The following is a 22,321-nucleotide window of genomic DNA, read 5'->3' as shown; positions in this document are numbered from 1 at the left end:
TTTGTTATTATTTGTTAATTCCTAATAACTCCACTTCAAAGATTAAGTCAGCATTTGGAGGAATAACACCACCAGCACCTCTTTCACCATAAGCTAAGTTTGAAGGAATTAAGAATTTATATTTAGCACCTTCTTTCATTAATTGCACACCTTCAGTCCAACCTTTGATTACTTGGTTTAAACCAAAGCTAATTGGTTCTCCGCGTTGTACACTGCTGTCAAAAACTTTTCCGTCTAATAACATACCTGTATAATGTACTTTTACGTTACTAGTTGCTGTTGGTTGAGCACCAGTTCCTTCTTGTAAAACAATATATTTTAATCCTGAAGCAGTAGTAGTAGCATTAGCAAATTCTTGCATTACTTTAGCTTTCAAAGCGGCATCCGCTTTTTCTTTTTCTTCTTTCTCTTTCTTTTCTAAGGCTTCTTTATTTTTAAAATAGTCACCAAAAACTTTTACTGCATCAAAAGCTTTAGCTTCTTTACCTACTTTTAAAATCACCACTTTGTCAATTAAATCATTTTGAGCAATTGCATCCACTACCGATTGTCCTTCAACCACATGTCCAAAAACACTATGTTTGTTGTCTAACCATGGCGTTTCCTTGTGTGTAATAAAAAACTGAGAGCCATTAGTTTTAGGTCCGGCATTAGCCATTGATAAAATTCCAGCTTTATCGTGTTTTAAGCTTGGATCAAATTCATCTTTAAAGCTATAACCTGGTCCACCTGAACCATCACCTTTAGGATCACCACCTTGAATCATGAAGTTAGAAATAACTCTGTGAAATTTTAAACCATTATAATAAGGTTTACCCTTTAATTCAGCCGAAACAAATTCATTTTTTCCCTCTGCTAAGCTAACGAAGTTAGCCACAGTAATTGGTGTTTTTTTGTATTCTAATTCTAAAGCAATTTTACCTTTTGTAGTATAAATTTCAGCATACATACCTGGTTTTTTGCTATAATGAACAGGTTTTACTTCTTTCTTTTTTTGTGCGAATGTAGTTGTAGCACAAAGTAATAATAAAACAATTGATTTAAGTTTCATATATCTAAAAGTTAATTTATTTTTTTTCTAAAATTTCTAATTCAAAATAAAGATTTGCATTTGGTGGAATTTCGCCCGCGCCACTTTTTCCATAACCTAAATAACTTGGAATAAATATAATAGCTTTATCTCCATATTTCATATTGTCTAATCCTTCAATAAATCCTGGAATCATTCCCATTTTATCTCCATAGATTACAGGTAATGGATTGTAGCCTGAAGTTTCATTTCTATTTGCATCAAATTTACCAAAAGCTTTAGCCATCTCAGCACTACTTGAGTCAAACAGCGTGCCATCTTCTAAAAATCCAGAATAGTTAACAAATACTTCCGTGCCAGCTAAAGGTTTATTACCTGAACCTGATTTTAAAATTTTATAAATAACTCCAGATTTAGTTTTGCTACCAGTTTTCATTACATCTTTAAATTGAGCAACTTTTTCAGATTTGATAATAGAAGATTTTGCATCAATTTCTTTTTGTAAAACTAGCTCTCTTTCAAAGTATTCTTTAAAAGTTTTAACAGCATCAAATTTTTTAGCTGCAGTACCTTTTCTAATAATTGTAATCGAATTTATTTCGTCATCAACTACAATTGAAGGTAATACATCTAACCCTTCAATAACCTCACCAAAAACAGTATGTTTGTTATCAAGATAATCTATTTCATCTAAAGTAATGAAAAATTGAGAACCATTTGTACTTACTCCTGAATTTGCCATTGAAAGAATTCCCATTTTAGAGTGTTTTAAATCGGGATGAAATTCATCTTTAAATTTATACCCAGGTCCTCCTTGTCCATTTCCAAGCGGGCATCCACTTTGAATTACAGGAGGATTCATTTCAACTCTGTGAAAAGTTAACCCATCATAAAAATGAATTCCTTTGTATTTATCTGCTACATAAGTGTTTTTTCCTTCAGCAAGTGTAATGAAATTAGCAACTGTAAATGGTGTTTTTTCATATTCTAAACGCGCAATGATATCACCTTTAGAAGTTTCAATTAAGGCATATATACCATCAGGTAAATCTTTATTTACTTCTGCATTTTTTGTATTGCATGAAAGTAGTAAAAGTGAAAAAATACTAACAAGTATACTTAACTTTTTCATAGGAACTATTAATTATTTATGGTTTTAGCTGGAGAATCTTTTTTTATATCATTTAAAGTTACAATACAAATAATAGGTTGATTGGTACCAATTTTATCATCATCACCATGGTATCCGTATGCCATATGAGAAGTAAAAATGAATTTTACACGATCCCCTTTATGCATCAATTTAATACCATGTCTTAGTCCAATCATAATATTTTGTTTATCAACATAATAAGTTTGCGGTTTTGTTTCTTCTTTAGAATAAATTTGATTGCCATATAAATCTGTTATTTCATAAACATATTGGGCTATATCGCCTTTAACCGGTGTAGTGGTTTCGTTACTTTTAACTTCATACGCATACCAATATCCTTTTTCTGAGGCAATATATTGATTCGCAGTATCTTTTTTTATGATTTTAGCAATGGCATCTTCTTCTTTTGCTACTAATTTTTTATTTCTTTTGATGGATTCTTTCATGAAGCTCCCCGAAGTTTGAGAAATAGGTTTTCTTGCTTGTTGTTCAGAACAAGAAAGGAATGCCAAAGCAATTAAAGTCAATCCTAAGTGTTTTCTTAAATGCATTTTTATTTTTTTTCAGTTGCTAAAATAGCAATAAATTTATTGATTGTTACTTCTAATGAGTCAAAAGATTTACCACCAGCAGCATTTACATGTCCGCCACCATTAAAATAGTTTCGTGCAAACTGGTTCACATCAAACGATCCCTGAGATCGGAATGAGATTTTAATGATGTTTTCATCTTTAATTTCAGTAAAAAAAGCTGTGAAATCTATATCCTTTACCGTTAAGCCATAATTTACAATACCTTCGGTGTCTCCTTTTTCATAATGAAATTCGTCTAAGTCGTCTTGAGAAAGTGTAATGTAACTGGTTTTGTATTCAGGTAAAATTCTCATATTTTGTAATGCCCTACCTAATAATTGTAAACGATTGTAATTGGAATTATCATATAAGTTGATGTAGACTTGAGTATTATCAACCCCTTTATCAATTAAATCTGCTACAATTCGATGTGTATTTCCAGTAGTTCTTGGAAATCTAAATCCGCCAGAATCTGTTGCAATTCCCGTGTAGATGCAAGTAGCCGCCTCTTTAGAAATCAAATCGGTATAGCCCAATTGTGATACTAAATCGTAAATCATTTGGCATGTTGAACCATATTCTGTACTCGAAAAAGTAAATTGTGCATAGTTATCCGGTTTTTCATGATGATCTACCATGACAAATCTAGTATCTAATGTTTTTAAAATACTTTCCATTTGTTCACCGGTTCTGTGAAACGCATTAAAATCTAACGTAAATATAAGTTCACTTTGTCTTAAACGTTTAATGGCTTCACCCACTTTTTCACCTTCATAAACCAATGTTGTTTCAGTACCCGGTAGCCACTTTAAATATTCAGGAATTTCATTAGGAGGCATCACCACACAATCATGATTTAATTGTTTTAATATATGATACAAGCCTAATGTAGACCCCATGGCATCACCATCTACATTTCTATGTGGAATAATCGTCACTTTTTTTGGTGATGAAAGTAAGGCTTTTAATTCGGCAAGTTGTTGTTCTGATAAATTCATGAATTAACTAATTTTATTCCTAAAATAATCGCTCCTAAGCCAAGTAATATTGAGCTCAAAGTGTAGATTATTGCTGTTGAATAGTTTTGATTTTGTATAAATTGAATGTTTTCTAAACTAAAAGTTGAAAAGGTTGTAAATCCTCCACAAAATCCGGTCATCAAGACCAGTTTTAATGTTTCATTTTGTACCTGATTTTTTTGAATATATCCAAAAAGTAGGCCAATGATTAGACAGCCTAAAATATTAGCAATGAAGGTTGGCCACGGAAATGAGTTTTGCTGTGCTTTTGAAAAAATAGAACTCAAAAAATACCGCGCAACACTACCAAAAGCACCTCCTATGGCAACTAAAAGTATATTTTTTATCATCGTTTTAAACTAAAATGTCCCTTAATAGTTTTTCCATTGGTTAATTCTAATACAAACCAATAATCAGAAGAAGGCATCATTTGATTGTTAAAATAACCATTCCATCCTTCGCCTGAAGCTAAAATTTGTTTTAGTAATTTACCAAAACGATCAAAGATATAAATTCTACTATTTTCTAGTCCTTTTTTATCTAAATTTTCTATTTTCCATGTGTCATGGTAGCCATCTCCGTTTGGTGTAAAATATTTAGGATAACTTAAAGCATAAAAGGAAGCCGTTGCTGTGCCACAACCATTACTATCGTTCACCACAATTTCATATTCACCAGATTCATTTAAAATGAATGTTGGATTAGCTTGAAAAGCACCTCCGTTAAGTGCGTATTGATAATTTCCATTTCCTTGAACATTAACAGTTGCGCTTAATTCTTCTTCAAAATCATTAACCTCTATTGAAGTGATAGTTGGAGCTTCTGAAGAAGAAACAACAAAAGTTTTAGTTGTTGTACAACCATTACTATTTGTTATGGTAACTATATATGTACCACTAGAATTTACGGTTATTGTTGGCGTGTTTTGAACGGGAGTTGTATTCCAACTGTAAGAACTAAATCCTGCTGGAGCAACTAATAGTTCGTTATTAGAATTACAAATACTAATATTTTCATTAGGGAATTGTGGGTTAAATACATTGACAGTTAAGTAAACAGGAAAAGGAACATAACAATTCTGAATATTAGTTATTTTTGCATAAATCGTTTGAGTAAAGGGAGTGGTATTGCTATAATTACTAGGTAAAGCCGTTGTACTCGTTGTGGTTTCAAAAAAATCAATTTGAAAACCAGTTGGTAGATTTGTGAATAAACTTGTTTTAATCGCGTTTAAATCAAAGTTAGCTTTTCCATCAGTATCGGTATCACATAAAGAATAACTATCATCATTAATTAGCAATGCGGGTGCTTGTTCAATTTTAATACTTCCAAAAATGGTACAATTTGAATTAATTTCAATTTCAACACTGTATTCTCCAGCATGATTGATTGTATAAGTTGCTGAGGTTGCTCCTGTAATAGGAGTTCCATTTTCAAACCATTGGTAAGCGGTTGCTAAATTTTCAAAAGCATTAACAACGAAATTTTCTCCTGAACACAAAGGATTTCCAGTTGCGAGTAAACGATCAGGACCTAAATCTTTTCTTGAGTTAAAACTTCCCGCTTTTAAAAAAATACCAGAGTCAAAACGTGCATTTCCTTCATCTGCAATGACTAATTTAATATGATAAAGTGTTCCTGGAGTAACATTGGCTTGTGCGGTTAACGTTTTAGTTTGCCCGTCAAAAGTTGTTGGGTAATTTCCTGAATTAAAAGCATCAAAATACGCTTCATTAGCAGGCGGGCAAATAGTGCCTGAACCTCGAACCGTATTGACTTTAACAGGTGTATTTGTTCCTGGAATTACAGCTAGGTTTTGATAACTGGAACTACTTGCTTCTTTTAACAAAAAGGCAAAACCATCAGTGAAATTACATTGATTTGAACCTGGATTAGACAAATATTGTTCTGAAGCAAAAATGTAATCAAAACTAATCTGACTTGTATTGGGAACAAAATCAAATTCTAAAACTGTTGCATTATAGGAATTAGATAATCCTAACGCCGTATTTAAATCGGTATCACCATTCCAACCAAGACCGCTTCCATCATCAGAAAAATTTGAGTTTGGACCAACAGCTGAAGTTAGTTTTCCAGTAGTCAGTAATACGCCATCAGTAAATGGTAAAATACTTCCGTTAGCATTAAAATAACCATAACTTGTTTCACTACTTCCAAAATTTCCACCAGAAACAGAAACATTTGAAACTTGAATACATCCACTGTTAACTAAAACATTTTGTACTAATTGTGCAGCAGTATAATTGCTGTCAACTGAAATATTTTGACCCGAAACTGAACTGTAAACGAGTAAAAAAAGTATAAAAATTATTTTATTCATAGCATCTGCAAAGATACTATAAATCTCGTTTTTTTAAAGTCAAATACGATAAAAAGATGAATAATAGTGTCCAGAATAAAACAATGGCTACAAAAATAGGTTGTACTTGATAATTTTTATCAAAGCTGGCTCCGACCGTGTTTGAAACCGACTTAACAAAATTCAATCGAGTAAAAGGTTCGGTTATTAAATTAGACATAGATTCTAATGGTAATACGTCTTTTACCCAATCAATAACTTCTGTGTTTTTATCTTGTGGTTTGTAACCTAATATTTGGTATTTCAATATTGCATGACCTACATTTTCTCCTAAAAACCATACAAATATAAAGCCCAATGTAAATGCGGAACGTTTGATTAATAAAGCTAAAAATAAACAGAAAGAAAAAAACGCCACATGTTTTAAGAAATAAGCAAATAAATAAGACATGTCAGAAAAAATAATGCTCATTTCTGTATAAGAAGAATATTTAAGTCCTAAAACCAAACTGATGCCGAATACAAAAAGTGTCGATATTCCTGAAAAAAGTAAAATAGTATACACTTTTGACAATAGAAATTCTTGTTTTGACATCCCGTCAATTAAGTTTTGTTTTAATGTGCCGTAACTGAATTCATTGGCGATCATTGAGACAATAATTACAGCTAAAAAAAGTTTAAACCAAGAGGCAACAAATGTTGTAAAATGCCAAATGTAAGGGAAATTAAAAAATCCACTTTTAGCGGCTTCAAATTTGAAAAATCCAAAATCAAATTCTATAAGTGCGATGCTGGCTAATAAAAATAATGATAAAAAATAAATAATACTTAAAACACGACTGGCTTTGTTTAGCCATATTTTTTGTAATTCTATAGTGAGTAAACGTTTCATTTTTGGAAATTTAATTAGTTAATTTTAGGAATTGCTCTTCTAAACTGGTTTTACGTTTTAATAAATGGGTTAAAACAATATTTTTTTGGAATAAATACTGATTTAATTCTCCAGCTTCAAGTGCAGCTTTCAAATACACTAAAACTTTACCTTCTTGAACTTCAATTTTATCTACAGCTTGGAGTCCAGATACCGCTTGAACTAATGCGTCCAAATTTTCGGATTGTAATTCAAAGAACCCTTCATTCGCTAACATACCGTCTACTGTGCCTTGATATAATGTAACACCATAGCGCAAAACGATAACATGAGAACATACTTTTTCTACTTCGTCTAATAAATGTGAAGCTAATAAAATAGTGGTTCCTTGATTGGCAATTATTTTAATTAAATCTCTAATTTGACGTATACCTTGAGGATCTAATCCATTAGTAGGTTCGTCTAAAATTAAAATTTCTGGATCATTCAATAGGGCAGAGGCAATGGCTAATCGTTGCTTCATACCTAAGGAAAATGTTTTGAATTTACTGTCTTTTCGGTCTAAAAGTCCAACTAACTCTAATTTCTCATTAACTTTATCAAATGGAATATTTTTGATTTTACAAACCAATTTTAAATTTTCCTCAGCCGTCATGTAGGGATAAAAATTAGGTCTCTCAATGATAGCTCCCACTTTTTTTAGAGCATCATGCGTGGATAAACTTCCGTCAAACCAAGAAAATTCACCTGAGGTTTTATTTACAACATTTAATACAATACCTAACGTGGTTGACTTTCCAGAACCGTTAGGTCCTAAAATGCCATATACATTTCCCTTTTTAATTTCAAGCGATACATTGTTTACCGCATGTACCTTCTTAAATTTTTTATGAAGATTTGAAATTTTTAAAATTGTGTCCAATATGTTCGATTTTTGATTTTAATATTGGACAACAAAGTATGAGATTTGTTACAAATTATTTTACTTTAAAATGAATTTGGAAAGTTCTTCTATTAATTTTGGGGCATTGGGTATGTTAGGGTCTTTATAACTCGCTAAATTTTCTTTTTTATCTCCTTCGATAATTTTGAAGATATGATTCATTTTTTCAATGATAACTAATTTTGAAGTAGGTACAGCTTTTGCTAATAATTCGGCATCAGTAATTCCTACTTGAATGTCTTTATCACCTTGTATGATTAATGTTGGTTTATTTAGGTTTTTTAATTCTTGAGCTGGATCATATTTAAACCAAGAAATTAAATAAGGCTGCACACTTTTTCTGAATAAAGATTGCAACATGGGATTTACTTTGTCGACTGTTTTCCCCGCTTTTAAACTATCTAAAATAGGGTAGGCAATATCTCTAAGCATTTGCGGTTGGCTGCTTAATTGTTCTTTTAAGGTTTTGTCAGCCGATTGTCCCACTCCTGCCAATGAAACAAATTGATGGGCTTCTTTGGCAGCCAACATACCGATTAAAGAACCTTCGCTATGTCCAATTACGACTATCTTCTTAAAACGTTTATCGTTTTTTAATTGCGAAATCCATCCTTTTGCATCCATTATTAAATCATCAAATCGTAAATCTTCCTCTTTCGTCATAGCATCTTTACTGGCTGCAATCCCACGTTTATCATAGCGTAGAGAGGCTATTCCTTTATTAGCTAAATCATGTGCCAAATTTTTTAAGGAATTATTTTCCATTGCCACGTTGTTTCCGTTTCTATCCGTTGGACCAGAGCCAGCAATTAGTAATGCTACAGGGCCTTTTTTGAATTTTTTAGGGAGTGTTAATGTACCATACAATGTACCCGTTGCTGTTTTTAATTCTGTTTCAGTTTCCGTAAAAGAAGTTGAAGTTTGACCTAAAACATGAGTTAAGGTTAACAAGAAAGTAATTGCAAATATAATTTTAGCTTTCATAATATGATGGAATAATAGTACAAAGATACTTAAAAATAAAGAGAGGATTTTAAATCCCCTCATTTTATTAAGATTTTGAATCAAATTCTAAAATATCACCGGGTTGACAGTCCAGTGCTTTACAGATAGCTTCTAAGGTACTAAAACGAATGGCTTTTGCTTTTCCCGTTTTCAATATAGATAAATTGGAGAGTGTAATGTCTACTTTTTCAGAAAGCTCGTTTAATGACATTTTACGTTTTGCCATCATCACATCTAAGTTTATGATAATTGCCATAGTTTAAATTGTTAAATCGTTTTCATTTTGAATTTCTATCCCTCTTTTGAAAATTTGAGCAATCACAAATAAAAATATACTCATAAAAAACCAAATCCCTGAACCTTCAATTTTTAATTCATTAATACTTGGTAAGTTTATTTGTTGTGAAGCTAACCAATAATAGTTATCTGTAGCCCAAGAAGAAAAAATTCCAATTCCAAAAGCCAAATAGGAACTTAATACAATAAATCGCTGCATGGGTAATTGAAAAGGGTATTTTAAATCCACTTTTTTGTCATAAAATAATTTAACAATCAAGTAAAACAAAATCGCTTTTAATACTAATACAATTGCAGTTAACGAAGTAGTTGTAACAAATCGTATTTTGTCAAAAGCATATAAATCAGAAAAATCTAAATGATTCCAATAATACTGAGCACCTATAGGTCGGAAGTAAGAATAAATGGTGTTAAAGATAAAACCACAAGCATCAATACACAATCCTACAAATAGTAAGCAAGATAGAATGAACAATCCATTCAAAATCTGTTGCGTTCCAATTTTGATTTCCATATAAAAAGATTTAAATTTATTTTACAAATGTAAAACAAATTTATTGAAAAACAATAAATAAGTATTGAAATATATTAAATATTTTTTGTTTTATTTATTTCTTAAAATTTTTTCCATAGTTTTTCCTTTGGCTAATTCATCAATTAGTTTGTCTAAATACCTAATTTTTTGCATTAATGGATCTTCGATTTCTTCTACACGATACCCACAAATGACCCCCGTAATTTTAGAAGCGTTTTCATTGAATTGTGGCGCGCTTGAGAAAAAAGATTCAAAATCGATTTTTCCTTCTATAATTTCTTTTAACTGATTTTCTGTGTAACCGGTCAACCAACAAATTATTTGATCCACTTCGGCTTTTGTTCTGTTCTTTTTTTCGGCTTTAGCAATGTAATGCGGATACACACTTGAAAAAGCCATTTTATATACACGTTGATTTTGCATGGATTTTTTTAACTAAATGTAAAATAAGTTTTTATAAAAACAAAACTACCTATTTCAAAAGTAAGAAATAGGTAGCTGGTATTGTTGTAAGTTTAATTGAACTTATGATTTTTGTTCTTTATTGAAATAAACCAGGTAATAATACATTTGTTTTTCTTCGTCCCATCCTTTTTCAACAAATTTTTCTGCACTTTCGGGATTTACGAAATCTAATTTAATTTGAATATTAGTATCCAGCTCAATAACATTTTTTAATTTCTTACGAACGTCAGTTACTGCAGCATTAGCGATAGGGAAGCTAGACACATCCTCGATGCTGTATTTGGCACCACGATCTACTTTATAATTTTTAAATTCTGGGATTAAGTCTGGATTATCCAATACTTCATTTAAAAACGCCGTTTCTTCAAATTCATCATTTTTTGCAAAGTGATTCACAGCACGATTCATAAATAGTACTTCTTCTTTTTTATCTTCGGCTGGTAATACTACTTCTTTAGCAAAATCTTTACAGAATTGTAAATATTTCTTGGTCATGAACGTTTCGTCTTGGAATACATCTACACTTAAAAAATGTTCTAACCAATAACGAGCATCATAACGGTTACTGTCTACCGTTAAAATTTTATAACCTTCTTCTTTTTTATGATTGAAAATGATACAACCTTTATCCAACTTATTTAAATTAATTCCTTGTTGTAAAATCATTTCTAAGTTCGACTCTTTTTCTTCAAACTGAAGGAAATCGGTTTTTATTTCACTTTTGAAAATACCAATAGCATCTACTGGGTTATTATGAATTGAGGCATGCGTAAAATAGGCAACATAAACTTCCCCGTTTTTAATATGCGGATGGTTCGATTGTTCAAATAAATGTTTCGTTATTTTTTTTGAAACTTCATGAACACTGCTTGGGTTGTTAAAAATTTCAGTAGCAAAATTATACATGTCGTTATATTCCAAATCAACCTCGTGTGCAAACTGATAGTAGTTTTCTTCTTTTTCACGAAATGATTTAAAGAAATATTCTTTTAATAAAGGCATGATTTCATCATTCAACGCATATGGTTGTTCCGATAAAAAGATGGCTTCGTTTCTACTTTTATTACCTACTCTGTGAATAGAAAGATTTTCAATATGTGTATTAAATAAATTGATCATTATTAAGTTAGGTCAAATTGACTTTAAGTTGATTAATTAATAATTTTTTTTTGAGAAATTAATTCCAATTTTCTTCAAAGCCCATGTCTTCAAAGCTGTCGTCTCCATCAAACATATCGAAATCTTCATCGTCCATGTCATCATCAAAATCACCATAGATGTCCTCTTCATTGAAGTCAGCTCCTCTAAATCCACTTTGCATAGCTTCTGCAGGTAATTCCCCATGAGCAAAAAGTAACGCCGGATAGGTTTCACCGTCTTCATGTTCTTCAATAGCTGCTAATTCCACAAAAAACGTCCACATGTTAAAAAAGTCATACACATATACCATTTTAGTATTATCCTGGTGCATTAAATCTTCAATAGCAAAATCTACCATTGTTTTCATTTCACCTGGAACATCACCGGTATCAAAAAGTGGTATTTCATCTTCTTCATTCCAAGTCCAATCGTCTTCACACGTAAAGAATGAACCTGTTTCAGTTCCATCAAATCCAAATGCATTAACGATAGCGTTATGTAAATCTTCTAAAGTGTTGTCACTTTCAATGGCGATATCTCTAAAAATATCTTCTTCAGCATCAAGAATAACTCTAAACTTGTAAATCATATATGTAAAATTTTAAAGCGCAAAAATACTATTTAATTTGCTTAAAATGGGTAAATTTTGACTTTGTTGAAAACTATTTTTTTTCTATGTGTATATTTTTTTGAAGCAATATGGACTCTTTAGATATAACAAATTCAATTTGTAAATACCTGAAAAATAGTGATTTTTGATTTAAAATCCGGTTTTAGTTATTTTTTTATGTAATTCATCCATTAAGACTAATGCTGCACTTCCATACCATACAGTCAAATCGGCTTTTAACAGGTTGGCTTGAACTGCTGGGTCAGAATTAACTAGTTTTTCAGCTTCTTCAATAGTCGTACAATTAAAAATAAAAATACCTCTATAATTTTTATCATTTTTCATAAATGGTCCTGCCATAACTAATTTTCCTTCTGAAGCTAATTTGTTAATGTTTGCCATATGTCCTTCAAACCATTTTTTCTTCTCCTCAGGAGTTGCCGTTATATTAGTTCCTGTAGTTAATAAACAAAAAACATAGGTTTTCATTCCGTTATCTGGAGCACCAACTTTTTTGGCTAATGCTTCATCATAATTCTGATTATTTTGTGTAAAACCATACATACTACCTAGTAGTGTTAGTGCAATAATTATTTTTTTCATGTCTTTTGAATTGATAGGTATAGGTAAAGGTAGAAAATAAGTTTTTTAGAATTACAATTCGTCCCTTAAATTCTACAATTGGGTCATTCCTTTTTTTATAGAAAAAGGGTTTCGTGCAAATTTGCGGTAAAATTTAACATACGATGAAAACAATTCTAATATTTATAGCAACAATCCTGATGCAGTTTGCTTGGTCGCAAAAAATAATAACTGGAAAAGTAGTGAATGAAAAAGATATGCCATTGTCTGGTGTCAACGTTTATATTGAAGGGACTTATGATGGAAATATTACAGATGAAAAAGGAGAATTTGTTTTTACGACAGAAGTTACTGGCAAGCAAATTTTAAAAGTAACACTATTGGGATATGAAACCTTAACAAAAGAAATTACTATCGAAAATTATAGTTTTCAGTCGTATCGAATTTTACAAAGTGTGAATACAATTGAGGCAGTGGTTATTTCTGCGGGAACAATAAAAGCGGGCGATAATAGTAAAATTTCAACATTGAAACCTATGGATATAGTAACGACAGCAGGAGCAGTGGGTGACATTGTGGGGGCTTTAGAAACCATGCCCGGAGTCAATGCAGTAGGCGAGAGTGGTAGGTTGTTTGTGAGAGGTGGGGAAGCAGGTGAAACACAAACTTTTGTTGATGGAATACGTGTTGCTCAACCGTATGGCGCTTCTCCCGGAAATGTACCTACCCGTGGGCGTTTTTCTCCATTTTTATTCAAAGGAATCACTTTTTCTACTGGTGGGTATAGTGCTGAATTTGGCGATGCTCTATCTAGTGTACTATTGCTCAATACCATAGATGAACCAACACAAAATCAGACGGATATTTCAATCATGAGTGTGGGAGCCGGATTGGGGAAAACAAAAAAATGGACGAATAATTCGCTCACTATTAATACATCCTATATTAATTTGCAACCGTATTATAATTTAGCACCACAAAATTTAGATTGGAATAAAGCACCACAAACATTGGCAGGAGAAGCTGTTTTTCGCCAAAAATTTAAAAAGGGATTGTTGAAAGTGTATACTGCTTACGACTTTTCTGAAATGAATGTAAATCAAAAGGATATTAATTTTTCTGAAAAAATTCAGTTTGGATTAACGAATAAAAATCTGTATTCAAATGCCTCGTTTAAAGGCAATATTACTGATGGTTTGCAAGTTCAAACAGGATTAAGTTTTGGCTTTGGGACCAATCAAATTGGGATAAATTTCGATAAGATCAATAATGTAGAAAGAGCGTTACATTATAAATTTAAGTTAAGACAGACTATAACGGGGAGAATTAAATGGTTGGCTGGAACAGAATTTTTTCACACGAATTTTGATGAGAAATATACCGCATTAAATTCAAATGGTATAGCCTATGGTTATCAAAATAATAGTTTTGCATATTTTACTGAATTGGAAGTGTTTTTGTCTACAAAATTGGCTTTCAATGCAGGATTGCGGTCTTCAAATGCGACTGTTGTTGGTCAAAGAACATGGGAGCCAAGAGCTTCTATTGCTTATAAAATGGCTGCAAAAAGTCAATTGTCTTTAGCCTATGGAAATTTCAATCAATTACCTAATTCTGATTATTTGAAATTTGCTTCCACTCCATTAGAATTTGAAAAAACCAATCATTATATCTTAAATTATTTATACAACGATAAAGGTAAAATGTTTCGAGCAGAAGCTTACTATAAAGACTATGATCAATTAATTAAATACAATACTTCACTACCTCAATACAATTCAAATTTTTCCAACTCAGGAACTGGTTATGCCAAAGGGATTGATTTATTTTGGAGGGACAGCAAAACGGTAAAAAACTTGGATTATTGGATCACTTATTCATTTATAGATTCTAAACGTGATTATAGAAATTATGAAACCCAAGCGACCCCAACTTTTGTTGCTAATCACAATTTTTCTTTAGTGACGAAATATTTTATTGAAAAATGGAAATCACAATTAGGAACTAGTTATACATTTAATTCGGGACGCCCCTACGATAATCCAAATGAAGTAACCTTTATGAACGGAAAAACAAAATGTTATAACAACTTAAGTTTAAGTTGGGCTTATTTACTTTCCCAACAAAAAATTTTATTTTTTTCCATTACCAATGTTATTGGGTCAACTAACGTTTTTGGCTATCAATATGCAAATGTGCCGGATAGTAATGGAATTTACCAAAGACAACCTATAACACAAGCTGCAGACCGTTTCTTTTTCGTAGGATTCTTTTGGACGATAAGTGATTCAAAAAAAGAAAATCAATTAAACCAATTGTAAACGGTTGATGAATATAAAATCTGTCTATAGTTGTATTTTAAAATTTTGTAACTTTTATAACATTAAAACCTATTCAATTTTCTATTTTTGTGAAAACAAATTTACAAACCATGTCAGATACAATAGAAAAAGTAAAATGCTTAATTATAGGTTCAGGTCCAGCAGGATATACAGCGGCAATTTATGCAGCTAGAGCAAATATGAATCCTGTTTTATATCAAGGGCAACAACCTGGAGGTCAATTAACAACTACTAATGAAGTAGAAAATTTCCCGGGATATCCAGAAGGAATTACAGGTCCTGAAATGATGGTGCAATTACAAGCACAAGCACAACGTTTTAATGCAGATATTCGTGATGGTTGGGCTACAAAAGTCGATTTTTCGGGTCCAATTCATAAGGTGTGGATTAACGGAGAAAAAGAAATTCATGCAGATACAGTAATTATTTCAACGGGTGCTTCAGCGAAATATTTAGGTTTAGAGTCTGAACAACATTATTTAAAAATGGGTGGTGGCGTTTCAGCTTGTGCTGTTTGTGACGGATTTTTCTACAGAAACCAAGAAGTAGTTATTGTTGGGGCAGGAGATAGCGCTTGTGAAGAGGCACATTACTTATCTAAAATGTGTAAAAAAGTAACTATGTTAGTGCGTACAGATAAATTTAGAGCTTCTCGAATTATGGAAGAGCGTGTACGTAAAACAGAGAATATTGATATTTTAGTAAATACTTCAACGGTTGAGGTTTTAGGTGATGGACAAGTAGTTACGGCTGTTAAAGTTAAAAATTCGGTAACTGGAGAAGAAAAAGAAATTCCGGCAACTGGATTCTTTGTAGCAATTGGACATAAACCTAATACAGACATTTTTGCTGATTTTATTGATTTAGATGAAACGGGGTATATTAAAAATGTACCAGGAACTTCAAAAACTAATGTAGCAGGTGTATTTGTAGCAGGTGATGCTGCAGATCATGTATACCGTCAGGCAATTACAGCAGCAGGAACAGGTTGTATGGCAGCTTTAGATGCAGAGAGATATTTAGCAAGTAAAGAATAATTCTAGTTACTTATACGATTAAATCGGGCTTGTCCCGATTTTTTTATTTAAAAATTCAATTATATGGCTCGATTTTTGATATAAAAATAAGTAATTTTGCAATCAGAAATGCTCGTAATGAAACGATTTTTAATCCTATTATTTTTATCAATTTTAATTCTTCCTTTTGCCAATTGTACGCAAAAAATTGTTTTTGAGCGTAAGCAATACAATTCTTCCTATCCAAGTAAATTAACTTCAGATTACAATTCGGCCAATATTAAAATGGAAGTTGTAGAGGCGAAGAATTCTGACAGTATTAATAAAATCATTTTTGAAAACATCAAAGAAATTTCAAGCTTTATTGATAATAAAAAAGTGACCATCAATAATTATAATGATATAGCAAAAAGTTTTATTGCCTCTTATAAAGATGTAAAAAATCAGGTTCCAAATGATAAATTAAGAAGTTGGGAGTATCATATTGAATCAAATATTGAATATGAAACGGAAGATTTTGTGAATATTGTGATTAATTATTATACATCTTATGGAGAATTAGAAGGTTTTGCTGAAAAACGTTCCCTAATTTTTGATAAAATTTCTGGAAATCAATTGAAAAAAGCAGATGTTTTCGTAAATATTCCACGTTTGACTCAATTGGTTGAGATGAAGTTTAGATCGAAATATAAAATTTTAACATATAAATCTTATAACGATCAAGGTTTTTGTATGGAAAACAACCGATTTAAATTGGCAGATAATTTTATCTATAATATTGATGGAATAACTTTTTTCTACAATTTAAATGAAATAGCCCCTTATGAAAGAGGCCATTTTGAAGTGTTTATGTCTTATGATGAACTTGATAAATACCTGCAAGTAAAATAAAACGTTAGTCATAAATTATAAAATCTTCTGCTTTAGGTATAGCATGTAGTACATCCATAGCTAATTGTGGAGTAGGGTTGCATATTTTTCTTAGTTTAGTATCCATCCATGCACCGTCAACTGTGATTTTTGCTTTTAGATTGCCTTCTTCGTCAATTAATTCATGAGTGATACTCCAACGTGAAGCATCCTCTTTCATTTTACTCATTTTTGTGGTAATAAATATTTTATCACCAAAATGAATTTCTCTTTTGAATACACATTCTTCTTTAAATAGTATTGGACCAAAATGCTGTTTGTGCATTTCAAGTGCGGTTAGACCTAGTTCGGTTAGTAATTCCATTCTGTGTTGTGCGCCAAAGTCATAATAAGCGCTGTGTCGTAAATGAAAATTTGGGTCTAAATCAGACCATCTAATAGAGATCTCTTTTGTAAAAACTGCCATTTTTTATTTAATATATTTTTTAATTTTCATTATAAATCCTAAATGAATGCCTTCGTGGTAATTGTTAAATTGAATAGCATCTTCACTATTTCTCAACAAAAAGCCGGTTTTTGTTTGGTATTCATTATAGGAAGTGAATTTCCCTTTTTCAAAATCTGTAATTGTTTGATTTAAAGTAGAAACTAAAAGTTCCTTAATTTCATCAACTTCTTCTTGTGTAGTTTCACCATTTGGAACGGAACCATTTTTATATTTATCAATAAAAGTTTCGGATACTAATGGCGTTAAACCAGAAAGACGGTAAACTAATCCTTGTTGTGCAGCAATAATATGTCCTATGTTCCAAATAATATTATTGCTCATTCCTTCAGGTACATAGTTTAATTGTTCTAAAGTATAAGAGTTAAGAAAATTTAAATAAATTGCTCTACTGGTTTTCCAAATTGAAAAGTTTGCATTCATGGAGAATATTTTTTCACGAAATTAAGGAATAAAAATGCGGTTTTCGTTAACAAAAAACTAATTTTGCACCAACTTTTGAAATTAAAGTATGAGAAAGATTTATTACCTAAAAACCTGTGATACGTGCAAACGTATAATAAAAGCATTATCTTCAACTGAAGGGTTTGAATTTCAGGATATTAAAGAAGAAAGTGTTACAGTAAAGCAAGTAGAAGAAATGCACGCTCTAACAGGAAATTATGAAGTGTTGTTTTCTAAAAGAGCAAAATTGTACAAAGAAATGGGTTTAAAAGACGCAAATTTATCTGAATCTGATTTTAAACGATATATTTTAGAACATTACACATTTTTAAATCGTCCTGTGATTATAGTGGAAGATCAAATATTTGTTGGGAATAGCCCTAAAGTAGTGGAACAAGCAATTAAAGCCCTTTCAAATGAATAGCAGAGCTTGGGCGTTAGTATGCGCATGGTTAGTTGCCATTATTTATGGAGTAACTTTTACTATAGCTAAAGATGTAATGCCAAAATTTATAAATGCTTTTGGTTTTATCGTTTTTAGAGTTGGGGGTTCTACATTGTTATTTTGGTTATTTACTTTAGTAGGTGAACGATTCGGTTTTGTGCCTAAAGAAAAAATTGATAAAAAAGATTTTCCAAGAATTATAGCCTGTGCTTTTTTTGGTGTAGCCTTTAATATGCTTACTTTTTTTAAAGGGTTGAGCTATACTTCTCCAATTATGGGAGCAGTTTTAATGGTAACTACACCTATGATTGTACTGATTTTGTCTGCTTTTATCATGAAAGAACGAATGAAAGCTGATAAAATGCTTGGTATTTTATTAGGGTTAGCAGGAACTATTACATTAATTCTTTATGGAAAATCAACGATAAATGCAAGTAATGCATTTTTAGGTAATTTATTAGTATTTATTAATGCTGTTTCTTATGGTTTTTATTTGATTTTGGTAAAAAAATTAATGGATAAATACAACGCATTTACTTTTGTAAAATGGATTTATACCTTCGGATTTTTAATGGTTTTGCCTTTCGGATTTAATGAAGTTCAAGAAGTAAATTGGCAAGTTATTCCAACAGCAGCATTGTTAAAAATTGGATTTGTTGTAGTGTTTTCCACCTTTTTAACCTATTTGTTAAATTTAATATCCATGCGTCAGTTAAAACCAACTACCGTGGCTGTTTTTATTTATCTTCAACCCTTCTTTGCAACCGTATTTGCTGTAAGTTTAGGGAAAGATGAATTGAATTGGGTGAAAATTGGATCTGCTTTATTGATATTTACTGGAGTATATTTAGTTATTAGAAAAAAGTAATTAGTAAAGAATGAAAGTAACTTACAATTAACAATTAACAATTAACATCCAACAACTAACAACTAACAACTAACAACTAACAACTAACAACTAACAACTAACATCCAACAACTAATCACTAAAATTCTTATCTTTGTCCACTTTTTATAAATCAATATGATATTATCCATGACAGGGTTTGGTAAAGCGAGTTTGCAATTACCAACAAAAAAAATTACTGTAGAAGTAAAATCGCTAAATAGTAAAGGCTTAGATTTGAATGTACGTATGCCCTCTATTTACAGAGAAATGGAGTTAGGGTTACGAAATCAAATTGCTCAAAAATTAGAAAGAGGTAAAGTGGATTTTTCTCTTTTTATTGAAATTACAGGTGAGGAAACTTCTTCTAAAATAAATGCCCCAATTGTTAAAGGATACATCGCTCAAATGAAGGAAATACTTCCAAATGCAGATGAAACCGAATTAATGAAAATGGCCGTTCGTATGCCCGATGCATTGAAAACGGAGCGCGATGAAATTGATGAAAATGAATGGAAACAAATTCAGACAGTAATTGATGAAGCAGTTGCTAATATGCTTAATTTTAGAATTTCTGAAGGTGCTGCACTAGAAAAAGAATTTATGCAACGTATTGAAAATATCAGAAATTTTATGAATCAGGCTTTGGAATTAGATCCCGAACGCATTGCAGCAATTAAGGAAAGATTGCAAACAGCCATTGATGAATTAAAAGTTGAGGTCGATTCGAATAGGTTTGAACAAGAATTGATTTACTACTTAGAGAAATTAGATATAACCGAAGAAAAAGTTCGTTTAGGAAATCATTTGGATTATTTTATACAAACTTTAGCCGGAAGTGAAGCTAATGGAAGAAAATTAGGTTTTATTACTCAAGAAATGGGAAGAGAAATCAATACCATGGGTTCAAAATCCAATCATGCAGAAATGCAAAAATTAGTTGTCTTAATGAAAGACGAATTAGAAAAAATTAAAGAACAGGTTTTAAATGTTTTATAATTTTTTGAGAAACTGATTTTGTTTCAGATTCGAAAAATTAATATCCTGATACTAGTTCTAGGAGATAAAACATAAATAACACAACACAATGACAAAAGGAAAATTATTAGTATTCTCAGCTCCATCAGGTTCAGGGAAAACCACTATAGTTAAACATTTATTAAGTAAAGAAGATTTAAATTTAGAATTTTCAATTTCATGTACCACTCGAGCACCAAGAGGTGAAGAAGTTCACGGAAAAGATTATTATTTTATTTCTTGGGAAGAGTTTAAAAAACACATCAAAGCGGAGGAATTTGTAGAATGGGAAGAAGTGTATACCGATAATTTTTACGGAACTTTAAAAGCTGAAGTAGAACGTATTTGGGCTAAAGGAAAACATGTGATTTTTGATATTGATGTGGCGGGTGGTTTGCGTATAAAAAGCAAATTTCCGAATGAAACCTTAGCCGTTTTTGTTAAACCACCAAGTGTAGACGAATTAAAGCGTCGTTTGAAACAACGTTCAACTGAAAGTGAAGACAAAATCAATATGCGTATTGCTAAGGCATCGGTAGAATTAGCCACTGCACCACAATTTGATACCATCATCAAAAACTATGATTTAGATGTGGCTAAAGAAGAAGCATACAAATTGGTAAAGGATTTTATTTCTGAAAAGTAAAGAGTAATTAGTAAAAAGTAATTAGCTTTAAAATGAGTGAAATAAAATCATATAAAGATCTTTTAATTTGGAAAAAAGGTATTCTTATTGTTGAAATAGTTTATGAACTTGTAAAAACTTTTCCTCAAGAAGAAATCTATGCTCTTTCAAGTCAATTAAAAAGAGCTTCTGTTTCAATTCCATCTAATATTGCAGAAGGTTATGGTAGAAATAATGATAAGTCATTCAGCCATTTTTTAGAGTTCTCTATTTGAAATTGAAACCCAATTAATTATTGCAAAAGAATTAGGTTTTATTGCTAATTTTAAACTGTTTGATGAATTATTAATTTTAATTGAAGTACAGTCAAAAATGATTAATGCTTTTAGTAAAAAACTTAAAAACTAATTACTAGTCACTATTCACTAATCACTAATCACTATTCACTAATCACTAATCACTATTTACTTTATTTATGAAAATAGGTCTCTACTTCGGAACATTTAATCCCATTCATATTGGACATTTAATTATAGCCAATCATATGGCTGAGTATTCCAATTTAGACCAAATTTGGATGGTAGTTACTCCTCATAATCCACATAAACAAAAAAATACGTTGTTGGATGATTACCATCGTTTGCACATGGTGCATTTGGCCACTGAAGATTTTCCAAAAATTAGACCTTCAGATATTGAGTTTAAATTACCCCAACCCAATTATACAGTTACTACCTTAGCTTATTTACAAGAGAAATATCCAAAATACGAGTTTGCTTTAATCATGGGGGAAGATAATTTGAATTCCTTCCATAAATGGAAAAATTACGAAGTGTTATTGCAGAATCACGACATTTATGTATATCCTAGACTTAACTCGGGTGAATTAGATAATCAATTTGCGAATCATCCTAAAATTCACAGAGTAGGTGCGCCAGTAATTGAGTTGTCGTCTACATTTATTCGAGAAAGTATCAAAAACGGTAAAAATGTGATTCCTATGTTGCCCAATAAAGTATGGGAATATGTAGAACATAATTTGTTTTATAAGAAGTGATAGAATTGAATGAAAAAATTGAGAAAGAAATTCACAAACTATCCTCAAAAACAAATAGTTTTATTGATACAATCTTTAGTAATCCCTATTTTAAAAGGTCAACTCAATTTGGTTCAATAATTTCTGATTTTAAAGAAACTGTTGTTTTTGAAAATACAGGTCTAAAAAATTATTTGTTATTTATAGTAGGATTTGTTGTCTTGCTTTTAGGTTTAATTTCAATTGAGAATCAAGTATTTTTACTTTATTTTTTACTTTTACTTTTAATTGAAGTCAGTATTTTTTTCTATTATAAATTTAGACAAAAAATAGTTATTACGATTACTTCCTCTGGAGTTGAATTGAATACTTCTTTTTATAATTGGAATGAGATTTATGAGTATGGTTTTTTAATAACTCCAAAACACGATTACGAAAGTTATGTTTTATTACTTTTTTTGAAAAATGAAACTAAATTTTCTTTTGAATTAAATGAATTTAATAATCCGGAAGAAATTATTGAAACCATGAATTTTTTTAGAAATAAATTTATCTCTAACTCTTAACATTCCTTTATCATTTGTACATACAAA

At 31.0% G+C, this 22,321-nt stretch carries 26 protein-coding genes and 1 pseudogene; 10 read left to right on the top strand and 17 right to left on the bottom strand.

The window, feature by feature from the left end:
• Positions 1 to 7: 7 nt before the first annotated feature.
• The 15 genes from KQS_RS09515 to KQS_RS09445 all read right to left on the bottom strand — a co-directional run bounded on the left by KQS_RS09515 (position 8) and on the right by KQS_RS09445 (position 12,563).
• Positions 8 to 1,051, bottom strand: coding sequence for a peptidylprolyl isomerase (locus KQS_RS09515; RefSeq protein WP_014388975.1), 1,044 nt, complete (start codon positions 1,049 to 1,051; stop codon positions 8 to 10).
• 16 nt (positions 1,052 to 1,067) lie between these two features.
• Positions 1,068 to 2,162 carry a peptidylprolyl isomerase gene (locus KQS_RS09510; protein WP_014388974.1) on the bottom strand — a complete coding sequence of 365 codons (1,095 nt, stop codon included), beginning with the start codon at positions 2,160 to 2,162 and terminating at the stop codon, positions 1,068 to 1,070.
• A gap of 8 nt (positions 2,163 to 2,170) precedes the next feature.
• Positions 2,171 to 2,734 (bottom strand): gliding motility-associated peptidyl-prolyl isomerase GldI, encoded by a 564-nt coding sequence (gldI, locus tag KQS_RS09505; protein WP_014388973.1) that lies wholly within the window; start codon positions 2,732 to 2,734, stop codon positions 2,171 to 2,173.
• 2 nt (positions 2,735 to 2,736) lie between these two features.
• Positions 2,737 to 3,753, bottom strand: a complete 1,017-nt coding sequence (locus KQS_RS09500; RefSeq protein ID WP_014388972.1) for a DHH family phosphoesterase — start codon at positions 3,751 to 3,753, stop codon at positions 2,737 to 2,739.
• On the bottom strand, positions 3,750 to 4,124 hold the full coding sequence (gene crcB, locus KQS_RS09495; protein WP_014388971.1) for a fluoride efflux transporter CrcB: 375 nt from the start codon (positions 4,122 to 4,124) through the stop codon (positions 3,750 to 3,752). The genes KQS_RS09500 and crcB overlap by 4 nt, the downstream gene beginning before the upstream one ends.
• Positions 4,121 to 6,115 (bottom strand): T9SS type B sorting domain-containing protein, encoded by a 1,995-nt coding sequence (locus tag KQS_RS09490; protein WP_014388970.1) that lies wholly within the window; start codon positions 6,113 to 6,115, stop codon positions 4,121 to 4,123. Before KQS_RS09490 ends, crcB begins: the two co-directional genes overlap by 4 nt.
• Positions 6,116 to 6,131: 16 nt before the next feature.
• Positions 6,132 to 6,986, bottom strand: coding sequence for an ABC transporter permease (locus KQS_RS09485; protein ID WP_014388969.1), 855 nt, complete (start codon positions 6,984 to 6,986; stop codon positions 6,132 to 6,134).
• Between the two features lie 10 nt (positions 6,987 to 6,996).
• Positions 6,997 to 7,887, bottom strand: a complete 891-nt coding sequence (locus KQS_RS09480; protein WP_014388968.1) for an ABC transporter ATP-binding protein — start codon at positions 7,885 to 7,887, stop codon at positions 6,997 to 6,999.
• Positions 7,888 to 7,947: 60 nt separating this feature from the next.
• A complete protein-coding gene (locus KQS_RS09475) occupies positions 7,948 to 8,892 on the bottom strand; it encodes an alpha/beta hydrolase family protein (protein ID WP_014388967.1) in 945 nt (314 codons plus the stop codon).
• A gap of 67 nt (positions 8,893 to 8,959) precedes the next feature.
• Positions 8,960 to 9,169: a helix-turn-helix domain-containing protein gene (locus tag KQS_RS09470; protein WP_014388966.1), complete on the bottom strand. Its 210-nt coding sequence runs from the start codon at positions 9,167 to 9,169 to the stop codon at positions 8,960 to 8,962.
• Positions 9,170 to 9,172: 3 nt separating this feature from the next.
• On the bottom strand, positions 9,173 to 9,724 hold the full coding sequence (locus KQS_RS09465) for a DUF2975 domain-containing protein (RefSeq protein ID WP_014388965.1): 552 nt from the start codon (positions 9,722 to 9,724) through the stop codon (positions 9,173 to 9,175).
• Positions 9,725 to 9,814: 90 nt separating this feature from the next.
• Complete coding sequence (locus KQS_RS09460; RefSeq protein ID WP_014388964.1) at positions 9,815 to 10,168, bottom strand: DUF2200 domain-containing protein; 354 nt, start codon at positions 10,166 to 10,168, stop codon at positions 9,815 to 9,817.
• Positions 10,169 to 10,270: 102 nt separating this feature from the next.
• A complete protein-coding gene (locus KQS_RS09455) occupies positions 10,271 to 11,329 on the bottom strand; it encodes a nucleoid-associated protein (RefSeq protein ID WP_014388963.1) in 1,059 nt (352 codons plus the stop codon).
• Positions 11,330 to 11,387: 58 nt separating this feature from the next.
• Complete coding sequence (locus KQS_RS09450; protein ID WP_014388962.1) at positions 11,388 to 11,939, bottom strand: IS1096 element passenger TnpR family protein; 552 nt, start codon at positions 11,937 to 11,939, stop codon at positions 11,388 to 11,390.
• Between the two features lie 171 nt (positions 11,940 to 12,110).
• Positions 12,111 to 12,563, bottom strand: a complete 453-nt coding sequence (locus KQS_RS09445) for a YciI family protein (protein WP_014388961.1) — start codon at positions 12,561 to 12,563, stop codon at positions 12,111 to 12,113.
• Between the two features lie 143 nt (positions 12,564 to 12,706).
• Between KQS_RS09445 and KQS_RS09440 the strand changes: the two genes are divergently transcribed.
• The 3 genes from KQS_RS09440 to KQS_RS09430 all read left to right on the top strand — a co-directional run bounded on the left by KQS_RS09440 (position 12,707) and on the right by KQS_RS09430 (position 16,791).
• Entirely contained in the window at positions 12,707 to 14,863 is a 2,157-nt protein-coding gene (locus tag KQS_RS09440) for a TonB-dependent receptor (RefSeq protein ID WP_041252073.1), read from the top strand.
• 110 nt (positions 14,864 to 14,973) lie between these two features.
• On the top strand, positions 14,974 to 15,921 hold the full coding sequence (trxB, locus tag KQS_RS09435; protein ID WP_014388959.1) for a thioredoxin-disulfide reductase: 948 nt from the start codon (positions 14,974 to 14,976) through the stop codon (positions 15,919 to 15,921).
• Positions 15,922 to 16,038: 117 nt separating this feature from the next.
• A complete protein-coding gene (locus tag KQS_RS09430) occupies positions 16,039 to 16,791 on the top strand; it encodes an RsiV family protein (RefSeq protein ID WP_041252072.1) in 753 nt (250 codons plus the stop codon).
• A gap of 4 nt (positions 16,792 to 16,795) precedes the next feature.
• Here KQS_RS09430 and KQS_RS09425 read toward each other — a convergent pair whose 3' ends face one another.
• Together KQS_RS09425 and KQS_RS09420 are read right to left on the bottom strand one after the other, a co-directional pair.
• Positions 16,796 to 17,236: an acyl-CoA thioesterase gene (locus KQS_RS09425; protein ID WP_014388957.1), complete on the bottom strand. Its 441-nt coding sequence runs from the start codon at positions 17,234 to 17,236 to the stop codon at positions 16,796 to 16,798.
• 3 nt (positions 17,237 to 17,239) lie between these two features.
• On the bottom strand, positions 17,240 to 17,698 hold the full coding sequence (locus KQS_RS09420) for a DinB family protein (protein WP_014388956.1): 459 nt from the start codon (positions 17,696 to 17,698) through the stop codon (positions 17,240 to 17,242).
• An 88-nt stretch (positions 17,699 to 17,786) separates the two neighbouring features.
• On the opposite strand from KQS_RS09420, the gene KQS_RS09415 reads away from it, so the two are divergent.
• The 7 genes and pseudogenes from KQS_RS09415 (at position 17,787) to KQS_RS09385 (ending at position 22,294) form a co-directional block, all read left to right on the top strand.
• A complete protein-coding gene (locus KQS_RS09415) occupies positions 17,787 to 18,143 on the top strand; it encodes an arsenate reductase family protein (protein ID WP_014388955.1) in 357 nt (118 codons plus the stop codon).
• Positions 18,136 to 19,032, top strand: a complete 897-nt coding sequence (locus KQS_RS09410; RefSeq protein ID WP_014388954.1) for a DMT family transporter — start codon at positions 18,136 to 18,138, stop codon at positions 19,030 to 19,032. The genes KQS_RS09415 and KQS_RS09410 overlap by 8 nt, the downstream gene beginning before the upstream one ends.
• Positions 19,033 to 19,188: 156 nt before the next feature.
• The gene (locus tag KQS_RS09405; protein WP_014388953.1) at positions 19,189 to 20,049 is read left to right on the top strand and encodes a YicC/YloC family endoribonuclease; all 861 of its coding nucleotides are present in this window, start codon (positions 19,189 to 19,191) and stop codon (positions 20,047 to 20,049) included.
• A gap of 88 nt (positions 20,050 to 20,137) precedes the next feature.
• The gene (gene gmk, locus KQS_RS09400) at positions 20,138 to 20,713 is read left to right on the top strand and encodes a guanylate kinase (RefSeq protein WP_014388952.1); all 576 of its coding nucleotides are present in this window, start codon (positions 20,138 to 20,140) and stop codon (positions 20,711 to 20,713) included.
• Positions 20,714 to 20,745: 32 nt separating this feature from the next.
• Positions 20,746 to 21,100: pseudogene (locus tag KQS_RS09395) on the top strand (four helix bundle protein).
• Positions 21,101 to 21,167: 67 nt separating this feature from the next.
• Complete coding sequence (gene nadD / locus KQS_RS09390) at positions 21,168 to 21,749, top strand: nicotinate (nicotinamide) nucleotide adenylyltransferase (RefSeq protein ID WP_014388951.1); 582 nt, start codon at positions 21,168 to 21,170, stop codon at positions 21,747 to 21,749.
• A complete protein-coding gene (locus tag KQS_RS09385) occupies positions 21,746 to 22,294 on the top strand; it encodes a hypothetical protein (protein ID WP_014388950.1) in 549 nt (182 codons plus the stop codon). Before nadD ends, KQS_RS09385 begins: the two co-directional genes overlap by 4 nt.
• Positions 22,295 to 22,321 lie beyond the last annotated feature (27 nt).

It is taken from the genome of Flavobacterium indicum GPTSA100-9 = DSM 17447, assembly GCF_000455605.1.
Lineage (GTDB): Bacteria > Bacteroidota > Bacteroidia > Flavobacteriales > Flavobacteriaceae > Flavobacterium > Flavobacterium indicum.
This window is presented reverse-complemented; position numbering and strand designations above follow the sequence as displayed.

What these genes read in the sequence shown, in the direction of transcription:
- KQS_RS09515 (WP_014388975.1), bottom strand. Translation starts at nt 1,051, where the DNA reads ATGAAACTTAAATCAATTGTTTTATTATTACTTTGTGCTACAACTACA.
- KQS_RS09510 (WP_014388974.1), bottom strand. Translation starts at nt 2,162, where the DNA reads ATGAAAAAGTTAAGTATACTTGTTAGTATTTTTTCACTTTTACTACTT.
- gldI (WP_014388973.1), bottom strand. Translation starts at nt 2,734, where the DNA reads ATGCATTTAAGAAAACACTTAGGATTGACTTTAATTGCTTTGGCATTC.
- KQS_RS09500 (WP_014388972.1), bottom strand. Translation starts at nt 3,753, where the DNA reads ATGAATTTATCAGAACAACAACTTGCCGAATTAAAAGCCTTACTTTCA.
- crcB (WP_014388971.1), bottom strand. Translation starts at nt 4,124, where the DNA reads ATGATAAAAAATATACTTTTAGTTGCCATAGGAGGTGCTTTTGGTAGT.
- KQS_RS09490 (WP_014388970.1), bottom strand. Translation starts at nt 6,115, where the DNA reads ATGAATAAAATAATTTTTATACTTTTTTTACTCGTTTACAGTTCAGTT.
- KQS_RS09485 (WP_014388969.1), bottom strand. Translation starts at nt 6,986, where the DNA reads ATGAAACGTTTACTCACTATAGAATTACAAAAAATATGGCTAAACAAA.
- KQS_RS09475 (WP_014388967.1), bottom strand. Translation starts at nt 8,892, where the DNA reads ATGAAAGCTAAAATTATATTTGCAATTACTTTCTTGTTAACCTTAACT.
- KQS_RS09470 (WP_014388966.1), bottom strand. Translation starts at nt 9,169, where the DNA reads ATGGCAATTATCATAAACTTAGATGTGATGATGGCAAAACGTAAAATG.
- KQS_RS09465 (WP_014388965.1), bottom strand. Translation starts at nt 9,724, where the DNA reads ATGGAAATCAAAATTGGAACGCAACAGATTTTGAATGGATTGTTCATT.
- KQS_RS09460 (WP_014388964.1), bottom strand. Translation starts at nt 10,168, where the DNA reads ATGCAAAATCAACGTGTATATAAAATGGCTTTTTCAAGTGTGTATCCG.
- KQS_RS09455 (WP_014388963.1), bottom strand. Translation starts at nt 11,329, where the DNA reads ATGATCAATTTATTTAATACACATATTGAAAATCTTTCTATTCACAGA.
- KQS_RS09450 (WP_014388962.1), bottom strand. Translation starts at nt 11,939, where the DNA reads ATGATTTACAAGTTTAGAGTTATTCTTGATGCTGAAGAAGATATTTTT.
- KQS_RS09445 (WP_014388961.1), bottom strand. Translation starts at nt 12,563, where the DNA reads ATGAAAAAAATAATTATTGCACTAACACTACTAGGTAGTATGTATGGT.
- KQS_RS09440 (WP_041252073.1), top strand. Translation starts at nt 12,707, where the DNA reads ATGAAAACAATTCTAATATTTATAGCAACAATCCTGATGCAGTTTGCT.
- trxB (WP_014388959.1), top strand. Translation starts at nt 14,974, where the DNA reads ATGTCAGATACAATAGAAAAAGTAAAATGCTTAATTATAGGTTCAGGT.
- KQS_RS09430 (WP_041252072.1), top strand. Translation starts at nt 16,039, where the DNA reads ATGAAACGATTTTTAATCCTATTATTTTTATCAATTTTAATTCTTCCT.
- KQS_RS09425 (WP_014388957.1), bottom strand. Translation starts at nt 17,236, where the DNA reads ATGGCAGTTTTTACAAAAGAGATCTCTATTAGATGGTCTGATTTAGAC.
- KQS_RS09420 (WP_014388956.1), bottom strand. Translation starts at nt 17,698, where the DNA reads ATGAATGCAAACTTTTCAATTTGGAAAACCAGTAGAGCAATTTATTTA.
- KQS_RS09415 (WP_014388955.1), top strand. Translation starts at nt 17,787, where the DNA reads ATGAGAAAGATTTATTACCTAAAAACCTGTGATACGTGCAAACGTATA.
- KQS_RS09410 (WP_014388954.1), top strand. Translation starts at nt 18,136, where the DNA reads ATGAATAGCAGAGCTTGGGCGTTAGTATGCGCATGGTTAGTTGCCATT.
- KQS_RS09405 (WP_014388953.1), top strand. Translation starts at nt 19,189, where the DNA reads ATGATATTATCCATGACAGGGTTTGGTAAAGCGAGTTTGCAATTACCA.
- gmk (WP_014388952.1), top strand. Translation starts at nt 20,138, where the DNA reads ATGACAAAAGGAAAATTATTAGTATTCTCAGCTCCATCAGGTTCAGGG.
- nadD (WP_014388951.1), top strand. Translation starts at nt 21,168, where the DNA reads ATGAAAATAGGTCTCTACTTCGGAACATTTAATCCCATTCATATTGGA.